Origin of the sequence: Nocardia jiangxiensis NBRC 101359, from assembly GCF_000308615.1 — a bacterium.
Taxonomy (GTDB): domain Bacteria; phylum Actinomycetota; class Actinomycetes; order Mycobacteriales; family Mycobacteriaceae; genus Nocardia; species Nocardia jiangxiensis.
In genome coordinates this window covers 64,868-75,704 of record NZ_BAGB01000162.1, presented here as the reverse complement: position 1 = coordinate 75,704, position 10,837 = coordinate 64,868, and the positions used below count along the sequence as shown (strand labels likewise).

General features: G+C 62.1%; 9 protein-coding genes and 3 pseudogenes. 8 read left to right on the top strand and 4 right to left on the bottom strand.

Annotated elements, in window-relative coordinates; translation table 11 throughout:
* Nucleotides 1–77: 77 nt before the first annotated feature.
* Nucleotides 78–692 (top strand): dihydrofolate reductase family protein, encoded by a 615-nt coding sequence (locus tag ON40_RS38755; protein ID WP_051194239.1) that lies wholly within the window; start codon nucleotides 78–80, stop codon nucleotides 690–692.
* A 684-nt stretch (nucleotides 693–1,376) separates the two neighbouring features.
* Nucleotides 1,377–1,853: pseudogene (locus tag ON40_RS55180) on the top strand (transposase); the annotation flags it as partial.
* Between the two features lie 127 nt (nucleotides 1,854–1,980).
* Here ON40_RS55180 and ON40_RS55175 read toward each other — a convergent pair.
* Entirely contained in the window at nucleotides 1,981–2,292 is a 312-nt protein-coding gene (locus ON40_RS55175; protein ID WP_245568181.1) for a hypothetical protein, read from the bottom strand.
* A gap of 19 nt (nucleotides 2,293–2,311) precedes the next feature.
* Complete coding sequence (locus ON40_RS38745; RefSeq protein ID WP_040830397.1) at nucleotides 2,312–2,854, bottom strand: flavin reductase family protein; 543 nt, start codon at nucleotides 2,852–2,854, stop codon at nucleotides 2,312–2,314.
* Nucleotides 2,855–3,031: 177 nt separating this feature from the next.
* Between ON40_RS38745 and ON40_RS38740 the strand changes: the two genes are divergently transcribed.
* The 5 genes from ON40_RS38740 (at nucleotide 3,032) to ON40_RS38720 (ending at nucleotide 8,005) form a co-directional block, all read left to right on the top strand.
* The gene (locus tag ON40_RS38740) at nucleotides 3,032–3,505 is read left to right on the top strand and encodes a nuclear transport factor 2 family protein (RefSeq protein ID WP_040830394.1); all 474 of its coding nucleotides are present in this window, start codon (nucleotides 3,032–3,034) and stop codon (nucleotides 3,503–3,505) included.
* A 65-nt stretch (nucleotides 3,506–3,570) separates the two neighbouring features.
* The gene (locus ON40_RS38735) at nucleotides 3,571–4,740 is read left to right on the top strand and encodes an LLM class flavin-dependent oxidoreductase (RefSeq protein ID WP_040830393.1); all 1,170 of its coding nucleotides are present in this window, start codon (nucleotides 3,571–3,573) and stop codon (nucleotides 4,738–4,740) included.
* A gap of 33 nt (nucleotides 4,741–4,773) precedes the next feature.
* A complete protein-coding gene (locus tag ON40_RS56380; RefSeq protein WP_083896243.1) occupies nucleotides 4,774–5,775 on the top strand; it encodes a 3,4-dihydroxy-2-butanone-4-phosphate synthase in 1,002 nt (333 codons plus the stop codon).
* 239 nt (nucleotides 5,776–6,014) lie between these two features.
* Nucleotides 6,015–6,860 carry an SDR family NAD(P)-dependent oxidoreductase gene (locus tag ON40_RS38725; RefSeq protein WP_040830392.1) on the top strand — a complete coding sequence of 282 codons (846 nt, stop codon included), beginning with the start codon at nucleotides 6,015–6,017 and terminating at the stop codon, nucleotides 6,858–6,860.
* Nucleotides 6,861–7,168: 308 nt separating this feature from the next.
* Nucleotides 7,169–8,005, top strand: a complete 837-nt coding sequence (locus ON40_RS38720) for a mycofactocin-coupled SDR family oxidoreductase (protein WP_040830425.1) — start codon at nucleotides 7,169–7,171, stop codon at nucleotides 8,003–8,005.
* Between the two features lie 64 nt (nucleotides 8,006–8,069).
* Here ON40_RS38720 and ON40_RS55165 read toward each other — a convergent pair.
* Nucleotides 8,070–8,494 (bottom strand): annotated as a pseudogene (locus ON40_RS55165) (IS110 family transposase); the annotation flags it as partial.
* A gap of 313 nt (nucleotides 8,495–8,807) precedes the next feature.
* Between ON40_RS55165 and ON40_RS38710 the strand changes: the two are divergent.
* On the top strand, nucleotides 8,808–9,650 hold the full coding sequence (locus ON40_RS38710; protein ID WP_085997873.1) for a mycofactocin-coupled SDR family oxidoreductase: 843 nt from the start codon (nucleotides 8,808–8,810) through the stop codon (nucleotides 9,648–9,650).
* Nucleotides 9,651–10,083: 433 nt separating this feature from the next.
* Here ON40_RS38710 and ON40_RS38705 read toward each other — a convergent pair.
* A pseudogene (locus tag ON40_RS38705) lies at nucleotides 10,084–10,708 on the bottom strand (hypothetical protein).
* Between the last annotated feature and the right edge of the window lie 129 nt (nucleotides 10,709–10,837).

Here is a 10,837-nt window from a genome sequence, read left to right as displayed (position 1 = left end):
ACGCAAAACCCGGCGGCTGCGGATTTGCTCGCGCTACCGTCTTCACTACGGCCATATCCGGCTGTTGAGGAGGACAGATGCGCAAACTGACCTACTACGTTGCCTCGACGATCGACGGATTCATCGCCACCGGCGACGGTTCGGTGGATTTCTTCCCCGTCGGCGGTGATCACATCCCGGTGATCACCGCGCAGTATCCGGAAACCCTGCCGACGAAGGTGCGTGAGGCACAGGGCCTCGACAAACCCGCGACAACCTTCGATACGGTCCTGATGGGCCGCCGAACGCACGATTTCGGCGTACGCACCGGAACGTCGAGCCCGTACGCGCATCTGCGCCAATTCGTGGTGTCCGCAACGCTGCCCGAGGATCCCGATCCGGATGTCGAACTCATCGCCGCCGATCCGCTCGCGCGGGTGCGAGAGCTCAAACGTGAACCGGGCCTTGGCATCTGGTTGTGCGGGGGCGGTGTGCTCGCGCAGGCGCTGCTGCCGGAGATCGATCAGATCTTCCTCAAGCTGCATCCCATCGTGCTGGGTAGTGGGCGAGCGTTGTTCGGGCCGGGATCGCGTCTACCGGAACCACATCGGTTCCGGGTGCTGACCAGTCGCGTGTTCGAGGACGGCGTCGCCTTCGTCAGATACGTGCGAATCTCACATGCCCGCCTCCCCGCGACTTCAGCGGGTCGTTGAGTGCCTGAGGACTCGGTTTTCGGGCCGGCGGTTATGTGCCAGAGGACTTCTGGACGTACCCGGTGAGTTACCAACGTGCTTGCCAAATGTAGGGCCGCAGGTCACGGTATCTAACCGTACCGTCTGACCTGCGGTCACTTGTCATCTATTTGTCAGAAATTGTCCGTACGTCGCCGGGCCGGTCGTCCGGCAACGGCGGCGGCCGTGTTACTGATTTTCTCTCGCGTGGACGCCGATCAGATCTGGTCGCAACTCCCGGACGAAGCCAGGGTCGCAGTGGCTCTTTAGGATTGGTCCGTGCAGTACCAAGCGCCTCGGCCCGTCCTGGTTTCTCTGGCGATGCGTCGCGCGTTCCGCGAATTCGCACCCGGGATCGTTCTTCGTGAGATCGACGAAATGTGGCAGGACGAGGGGTTTCGTGCCCGGCCGGGAGCCGCGGAACCAGGATGGTGAACGTCGGTGCCGGTATCAGAGCTATCTGGACGTCGTCGATTGGATGGACCACGATCATGTCCACAGCGCGCTGCGAGTCTTCGAGCGGACGATCGGCGGGGTCGAGGATGCCTACTTGGGGACGGGTCCGGAAAGAACTCGACCGCGAGGGGTACCGTCCCGAGTCCAATGGTCATATCACCGGCGGGCCTGGTAGTGGGTTGCGGGACAGCGCAATAGCTGCTGCGCAGGATGCATCGGCCCTTCGGGACGCAGGGTGGTGGGTTGGCGTCGGTGGATCAGCGGGTGGTGTTCACGGCGGTGTTGCATGTTGCCGAGCAGCGGTGTGCGTGGCGGATGCTGCCGCCGTCGTTCGGGGTGAGTGTGCCGACGGCGCATCGTCGGTTCACTGTCTGGACGATAGCCGGGGTGTGGCGGCGGCTGCATTGTGCGGTGCTGGACGAGTTGGGTGCTGCGGGTCGGTTGGTCCAGGGCGGTGGCCTATGCGGCAAGTGTGCGGGCTCATTAGGGGGCGATCTGACCGGTCCGAACCCGACCGAGCGCGGCAAGCCGGGCTCGAAGATCCATGTGTTGTCCGATCGGGCTAGAATCCCTCTGTCCGTGGCGGTTTCGGCAGCCAACGTCCATGACTCCCAAGCGTTGAAAGCCCTTGTCAAGGCGATCCCGACGGTTCGGTCGCGGCGCGGCCCGCCGCGCCGGCCCGGAGGTGGGCAGGCCAATCTGTCACCTGATCCTGTAGCAGTCCCGAGTCCCGATCGCGCCGACCTGCGCGCCCCGGGCCCATTGGAAACTCCCGCCGACCAGTACCGAAACGATTGGCCGACCAGGTTGCCCATCAGTCGGCTGTGGTCGCCGGCCGAGATCCACGGTCGCGGATGTGTCCTTGGACGTACTGTCCGTCGTACCAGCCTTTGCCGGCCGCATACGCGAGCATCGCATCGAAGTCACGGCGCCATTCGTCGTCGTTCGGTCGTCCCTGCCGAACAAGCCAGTCGACAGCGGCGAATGCAGAGTCGGCCGCAAGGTATCCAAGGTTTTCGCTTCTGAGGACGGCGTCGGCTGTGTCCCGATCGACGGTCAACAAGAAGTCGAACTTGTCCAAAGTGGACATATCGTGGGCGGTTACGGATTCGCTGGTGACGCTCACATACATTCTGGAATGCCCTTCAGTTCGTTGCCCATGCCTCGGGTGCGGCCACTCGGTGAAAGTTGCTGTCGTGGAAAACCAGGGGCGATACCGCAGTGTCTGCCCGGACGCCGTTGACCGCGAGAACTGCGATATCGTGATCGCCGGCCCGAACTTGTTCGTAAATTGCGCAGGTGAGCCACAATGCGGCCCCATTGATGAACACAGCATCCGACTCGTCTCGGACCCATTGAACGGCCTCGAATTTATCGGTCCTGCGAGATGCGAGTGCCTTCGCGACGGACTCATGCGCGTCAGCCAGGACGCTGACGCCCAACGTGCTGGCACGTTTCAGTGTCGGCCATGTTGTCGAGGTGAGTGCCACACATACCGAGACGAGTGCGGGGTTCAATGAAACGGATACAAAAGAGCTGGCGGAGATTCCTGTCGGCTTTCCATCGACGACAGCGCACACAGCGGCGACGCCGGACGGGAAGCGACCGTAGGCGGATCTGAGGACCTCGGGAGTGAGATCGTTACCTGATGTGAATCCTGGGTCGGTGGGCCTCGAATCGGTCGGCATCTGCGCGCCCTTCCATGCAAAACTGAATCAAGTTCAGTTAGGTTAGCACATGCCATCCGCATGTCAGACCGCCTTCGAGCTGCCAACTCGACCATCCGCGGAACCCTTGACGAGACCTGGATCACAGGTATAACGTCAGCCTCCTGAAATGAGTTCAGTTAGGTTCAGGAGCGCAGGGTGCCGATAGACGACGAACTGAGAGCAGCGAACATCGACATCGCCCGTCGATACCTCGACGCGATCAACGCCTGGGACTTCGAGGAGAAGCGGCGGCTACTCGCCGACGACGTCGTCTTCGAAATGCGATACGCGCCACCGGGCTTCGACAAGCGAATTACAGGCAAGGAAGATGTTCTGGCATTCGTTCAGAAAATGCCGGTCTTCATCGTCACCGAAGGCTTGTACGATATCTCCCTCGAGACGTTTCACTCGGATCCGGGCGAGGTGATCGCCGAATACAAGAGCGATATGACCTTGGTGGTTCCGGTCGAGATGAAGAACGAGTACGTAACTCGCTTCACGATCAGAGACGGCAAAATAACTCATTTCCGTGAATATTTCGACCCCATCGTTCTCATAGAGGCATTGGGAGGGCGGATCGAACCGGGGAGCATCGAGGCGACACTCGCCAAGTACGCAGCACCGAACTGAACGAGCCCGCCCTCTTTCGAACAACCCGCACGATTCTTCCGATACGACGAACATCGAGGTGCCGCATGTCCGAGTCCTATTACCCCACGTCCTTTGGTGTCTTCATGGCGCCTTTCCACAAAATCGGCGTCAGTCCCTCGGTGCTGTTCGAGCGTGACCTCCAGGTAATCGAGCTCGCCGATCGGCTCGGATTCCAGGAGGCGTGGCTCGGTGAGCACCACTCGGGTGGCCACGAGCCGATAGGCTCGCCGGAGATGATGCTCGCGGCAGCCTCGCAGCGCACCAACACCATTCGGCTCGGTACCGCCGTCAACTCGCTGCCCTATCACAATCCGTTCCTGCTGGCTGAGCGACTGGTGATGCTCGACCACCTCTCCCACGGTCGCGCCATGATGGGATTCGGGCCCGGCCAGCTGCTTTCGGACGCGCACATGCTGGGTATCGACCCCAGCAGGCAACGGGACATGATGTTGGAGGGTGCGGAGGTCATCGTCCGCTTGCTGCGTGGTGAGACAGTCACCGCGAAGTCGGACTGGTTCGAACTGCATGATGCCAAACTGCAGGTCTTGCCGTACTCCGTCCCCGAGTTGGATGTGGTGGTCGCTGCAGTCACATCGCCCTCCGGCCCGGTGACATCCGGCCGTCTCGGCGTCGGCATGATCAACCTCTCGTCCACGAACCCGGCCGCGTTTGATGCGCTGAGGTCACATTGGAATATCGCGGAGACCGAAGCGGCCAAGGCCGGCCGAACCATCTCCCGGAAAAACTGGCGGCTGTCGGCCATCTCGCATATCGCGGAAACAGAGGACCAGGCGCGTGAAGACTGTAAGCACGGGTTCGAAGAGATCTGGAACTACCTGGCACATATCTCGCCACTCCCGGCATCCGACAAGCCGAACGTCGAGGACATGATCGACGAGGCCATCGCGGGGGGATCGGTACTGATCGGAACACCCGACACCGCAATCGAAACGATCCGTCGGCTCGCTGATCAGACCGGCGGATTCGGCAGCTTCATCATGACTCTGACCGACTTCACCACATACGAGCGTCAACTCAATGCAGTGCAGCTGTGGGCCGAGCATGTGATCCCCGAGTTCCGTGGACAACTGAAGCCGATCCGCGAACACAACAAGTGGGTACTCGACGGCGAATGGAAGGCCGAGACCATGGCCGCCATCAATGCCGCGACCGCCAAGTACGAAGCCCAGCAACAGACCGGCGCCAGTAACTGATCCACGGACCGATCCGCGGGAAGGCACCCTGCAGTGAATACCGGCGAACTTCGTTCACCCCCTCGGCGAGTGGAACTCGTCGAATCGCCAGCCCGCAACGACGAGCAGGACAGCACCAGGGTGCGCACCGCCGCCCGCAGCTCGGCCTGCGGCAAGGCCGTCATCATCGTCGATGATCCGCAGTGGCCCCAGTGGAGTGAAATCGTCTTCCCCGCAGACCGGTTCAGCACCTCCGACGCAGTATTCGCGATCCGTCACACGTCGGGATTACTCCAAGTCGCGCTACCAGCGCGTTCCTGCGACAAGCTGAACCTCCCACCGCAACAAGGCACCGACAGGGGCAGTGCCCAGTGTGTCACCGTCGATGCCGCCACCGAGATCAGCACCGGAATATCCGCCGCCGACCGCGCCCGAACAATCCGGCTTCTCGGTTCCGACCATTCGGCTCCGGACTCGTTCACTCGGCCAGGCCACGTTATTCCCCTCCGGACCACCACCGACCGCGATCCACAGTCCTTCTGCGTACCCGAGGCCGCCCTCGAGCTGATGCGGCTCGCCGGCCGCCCACCGGCGGCGGCCATAGCCACACTCGTCAGCGACGAGCACCCCGCTCACATCGCCACCGGAGCCGAAATCGTCGTGTTCGCTCAGTTCCACGAACTCGCCATAGTCACGCTGAGCGATCTGGCCGAGTCCGCATTTGCGACACGTCAGCGTGACACTTCCCAAAACAGCAGCCAGCTTCGCAGTAGTGCAACAACTCTCGACGCAGTCGACCTCGACGGTACAACCCTTCCGTGCCTCATCGTCGGAAATGTCGCGGACGGTCGCGACATTCCGCTCGTCCTCATACCACCGCACCGAATACTCAACGAAGCGCTGGCACCCCGAACCCAGCAACCATGCATCCTGCTCGGCGTACCCGAAGCCCAATCCGACACCGCCCGCACCAGGATATTCACGCAACTGGAAGCACGACAAGGCGACATCTACTCATTACTGCGCAGAAGACATTGCCTTTCGGTTGTCCACTGATCCGGCCCTGCGACCGTCTCCGATGAGCAAGTCGCAACCAGGTAGCTAGGAAGGCTTGGCAGGGCTCCGGCACGGCTGGAACTCCGGTGGGCCACGCGTCAGACAGTGTTTTGTGAATCCATGAGTCGTTCATGGCTTTGCGTCATGTTCGTTCCGGTTGACGTACTGCGACGCATCTACTCACAACCGAGCCTACGCACTATTGCGCACAGGTAATCCTCTCACTACAAGGAGTTCTCGTGATCGATCTTCACGGCAAGGTCGCCATTGTCACCGGCGCGGCCTCTTACCACGGTGAGGATGACCCCTACCGGGTCGGACAGGGCACGTCTACCTCGAACACGCTGGCCCGTCTTGGTGCTGCTGTCGTGCTGGCGGACATCAACGGTGCTGTCGCCGAGGAGCGCGCCAAGGTGATCCGGTCCCGAGGGGGCGTCGCGGTGGCCACCGAGGCCGACGTTCGCATCGAAGAGCACGTCCAACAGATGGTGGCCACGGCCGTGCAGCACTTCGGCCGCCTCGACATCCTGCACAACAACGCGGCCGACCTCTCACGCCAGTGGGATCCGGGAGACCCGGCGATCACCGAGATGACGGTCGAGAACTGGCACGCGCAGCTCGAAACAGTGCTTCTGGGCGCGATGCTCGGTTGCAAGCACGCGATCCCTGCGATGCTCCAGACCGGCGGGGGAAGCATCACCTGCACCTCCTCGATCTCCGGCGAGATGGGAGAGCCCAACCTCACGGTCTACGGGGTCGCCAAGGCGGGCATCAATCAGCTCGTTCGCGCTGTGTCCGCCCAGTACGGCAAGCAGGGGATCCGCTGCAACGCCGTCGCGCCGGGTCTGATCCTCAGTTCCCCCGGGCTGAAGATCGGCGAGGAACTGATCGCGCAATACACCCGGCACTGTGACACACCATACGTCGGCCAGCCCGAGGACGTGGCCAACGTGGTGGCCTTCCTCGCGTCCGACGCAGCCCGCTACATCACTGGCCAGGTAATCAGGGTCGACGGCGGCTTCACCGAGCACTCGCCGATGGTCGCCGAAGCGAGGGAGACGGGGCGGGTGGCCGGCCGGTCGTGACACCCTACCGGGTGGGTCGCATCACGATATCCGCCAGGACTCGTGGATCTTCGGGCCCGCAGAGCGTGCGGCATGTCCCGACGCGCCATCCGCCGTCCGCGGAGCTCGACGCGATACTCACCAAATATGCGACGCCAACCGACCACGCCCGCCGGCTTTCGAACTAATAACTAAGAAAGCATTCCAAGGCGGTCGCGAAGATTGTCGAGGATGTCGATATGCAGCTGTGTCTGTTGCAGATCAGACGACGCAGGTCGGAGGCTTGGAAACATCGAGATGTTGACCTTCCAGCAGAAAAGAGGAGCATGATGACAGATCTCAGCGGAAAAGTCGCCATCGTTACCGGTGGTGCTCGTGGACAGGGCAGATCCCATTCGGTGGCACTCGCTAAAGCGGGTGCAGCGGTCGCAATCTTCGATGTCTGTAAGGACGTCAAGAGCATCGGCTACCCGCTTTCCACGCTCGAGGACATGACAACAACCAGAGGCATGATCGAGGAAGCCGGCGGAACAGTCCTGCCGATCGTGCTCGATGTACGCGACCGCAACGGTGTTTCACGCGCCGTCGAAGAGACAGTGGAGACCTTCGGCCGCCTCGACATTCTCGCCATCAACCACGGAGTCATGGCGATCAGCGAGTTTCGCCATATGGATCCCGATGAATGGGATGCTGTTGTCGATATCAATCTTAAGGGTGTCTTCAACGTCTTTCATGCGGGACTGCCGCACCTGCTCAGCCAAAAGTCGGGACGCGTGGTCATCACGTCGTCGATGGCCGGCAAAGGCGGGTATCCACAATTCAGTCACTACTCTGCTTCGAAATGGGCGGTGATCGGTTTGGCAAAAACGGTGGCGCTCGAAGTGGCGACAACCGGAACGACCGTCAACGTCATCTGCCCGTGCTGTGTGAATACACCAATCATCCATAACGACAAGATGTATGGGTTATTCCGACCCGACTTGGACAGCCCGACCATCGACGACGTTGCCGAGGAGTTCACACGGTATCAGCCGCAGGGTATGCCGTGGATCGAACCGCAGGCGATCACTGATGCGTTGATGTTCCTGGTGTCCGAGGGTGCCAAGCACATCACCGGCGAGACCCTGTCGGTGGCTGCCGGACAGAATGCGACGGGTGCAGCGTGACAAGAGCAGGCGCGATGCCTTGACCGAACCCGCTCGTGCGGAGAACATCTCGGTGTCGGACGAAGCGCAAAGTCAGCTCGTGATGATGAGTGTGGCGGGTCCGTTCCCAGATCATCGTCTTGTGGGTGCGGGCTACGACCTTGATTGCCTCGACGCGGGCCGGATCACCTGCGACCGGCCGCAGCTCATGCGCGTGGGTGCGGACCATGTCGGCCAGCATGTGCGCATCCGTGGCGTCGCTCTTGGCGCCGGACACCCCGAGCCGGTCACGAAACCTCGCCGCCTGCAATGGATTCACCGCGAGCACCGTGTAACCCGCGGCAACCAGAGCACCGACCCAGGGCCTCGATCGGTTTCGATCCCGATCACGACCTCGACCTCGTCGGCGTCGTCGCCGACCAGATCCCCGATCATCGCGTGGAGCCTCGCCAACCCGGCCACGCCCTCGGGCAGCCGGGCCTTGGCCAGCCGCCGGCCCGCCGAGTCCATCACCTCCACATCTTGATGCGCCTCGGCCCAGTCATCACCTACGAATGGCCGCAACAGATCTCCCGCGCTCGCCAGATCACCACCTTTAGTAGCCCGCAGGAGAACTATCAACGACCTAATCAAGCAGTGCTCGCGGCGCCGAGGCGGCGGGCACGACATCCCAGCAGCGATCAACTCTCCTGGCCCACCGGCAGGGGCACTGTCTTTCTTCAGGACTCGACGGGCCCCGGAAAACCAGAGTGCTCACCTACCGGCCGGCTACCACCAAGGAGTTTGCCGGATGGCTCACTCCCAGAACTGATTAGGACAAATCATGGGCTTGCTCGATGGCAGAATAGCGGTCATCAGCGGTGCTGCGCGTGGACAAGGCCGCGCCCACGCGATCCGCCTTGCGGAAGAAGGCGCGGACATCATCGCCTTCGATATCTGCTGCGACATCGACACCGTCCCCTACAGTCTCGCCACCGCCGACGAGTTCGACGACACGATCGAACAAGTCAGGAAGCTCGACCGCCGCATCGTCGCCGCGCAGGTGGACGCGCGCGACTACGACGCGGTCGCCGCCCTGGTCGACCGGGGAGCCCGCGAACTGGGCGGGCTCGACATCGTCGTGGCCAACGCGGGCATCACCTCGTACTACAGGTCCGAAGAACTGACTCCGAAACAGTGGCAGACGGTCATAGATGTCAATCTCACGGGAGTGTGGAACCTTTCTCGGGCGGGGGTGCCGCACCTGATCGATCGTGGCGGGGGCTCGATCGTGATGATCTCCTCCTCTTCCGCTCATGTCGGATTGCAGAACCTCAACCACTACTCTGCTGCCAAGGCAGGCGTGGTCGGTCTGATGCAGTCGATGGCCGTCGAACTGGGACCGCATATGATCCGGGTCAACACGATTCATCCGACCACCGTGCGCACAGGTATGGCGATCAATCAGGCCACCTTCGACCTGTTCCTGCCCGGTGTGGGGCTCTCCGCGGGCAGTGCCGAGGATGAAGACAAAGCCGGTGAAGCCTTCAAAAGCTTGAATTCAATGCCCATTCCGTGGATCGATCCGGTCGACATCAGCAATGCGGTCCTCTACCTCGCCTCCGATATGGGGCGATACGTCTCCGGCACCCAGCTTCGCGTCGACGCGGGCTCAGCCGTTAAATAGGCCACCGCTCGACGACATTCCATCTCCAAGAGTCCCGATGACCACAGAGAACAAAGAAATCGCCTGCCAATGGCTGAACGATCCGTTCAACGAGCCACCCGCTGGGACCGGGCTGTCGACACCACGGCCGAGGACATGCAGCGGCAAATCGAGGGCTCCACCGATATGCCCGGCCTGTAGAACGGCCACGAAGACCTCCGGGACTGTCGGGAATCCGACACTCCCAGACCTCCGCCCCTGGGGGAGTTACCGATGTGCTCTCCAAATGCGCCGCCGCAGGTCATCGCCCGAACCGTACCGGGTGACCTGCGGCCATCTGCCATTTATTCGTCAAAAATCATCCAGACGTCGTCGTGGGGGTCACCTTCCCCCACGATCACCGTTCCCAGGCGAGACCAGCTACCTAACAGATCCTGCGCGCGCCGCGCTGTGGTCACACCAGTTCGGGTACGCGCAGATGCGCGATCGCCAGCTCGAATTCACCGATGTCGGTTACTTCGACACCGGCTTGGCGGGTGGACTCACCCTGCAGGGCGGTCGCTCGCTGGCGATTGCGTTCCATCGCTTCGGTGCTGTCGTACGTGGCGCACGAGACGCCTTGCCCCGGTTGCCCGGTCGATCATCAGGCTGGCGCTGCAGAACCCGTCGAACTCTTCCATCGCCGGTAGAGTCGCGGACTTGTACACCTGGGTCGCGGAGTCGAGGTGGTCCGGGGCGGTCCTGCCCCAGATCGCGCTCACGCAGGCACCCTGACTCGAGTGGTGATCGCGGTGCAGGACAGCGATCTCCCACTCCTGGACCTCAGCGTCGCTGCTGCTGAACATCCGCGCGGCGCGGTCGCGAAGCGGGTACACCCGGGTCGCGCTGTCGCGCATCGCCTGCTGCGATTCCCATGCGCTGGTGGCGATGCACCGGCCGGTACGGCGATCGACCAGCAGGGACAGTCCTATACAACCGGGTATGCCGTCCAGCTGAGGCATCACCTCTTCACGCATGTGCGTGAACCCGGCATCGAGACAGGACAGGTGTGCCTGGACAGCGGTAGAACGTGCGAACACGATCCACCTCCTCTGTAGCTGGGGGCAGCGCCCCAATAGCACCACCGGTGCCAATCACACTGCTCCGGTTCGACCACCCTGGCAATAGCCAGAAGATTGCTCAGGCTGACCCGGGTCTGCGGCATTTCT

Excerpts from the sequence above, each read along its gene's own strand:
- ON40_RS38755 (WP_051194239.1), top strand. The coding sequence starts at position 78 with ATGCGCAAACTGACCTACTACGTTGCCTCGACGATCGACGGATTCATC.
- ON40_RS38745 (WP_040830397.1), bottom strand. The coding sequence starts at position 2,854 with ATGCCGACCGATTCGAGGCCCACCGACCCAGGATTCACATCAGGTAAC.
- ON40_RS38735 (WP_040830393.1), top strand. The coding sequence starts at position 3,571 with ATGTCCGAGTCCTATTACCCCACGTCCTTTGGTGTCTTCATGGCGCCT.
- ON40_RS38720 (WP_040830425.1), top strand. The coding sequence starts at position 7,169 with ATGACAGATCTCAGCGGAAAAGTCGCCATCGTTACCGGTGGTGCTCGT.
- ON40_RS38710 (WP_085997873.1), top strand. The coding sequence starts at position 8,808 with ATGGGCTTGCTCGATGGCAGAATAGCGGTCATCAGCGGTGCTGCGCGT.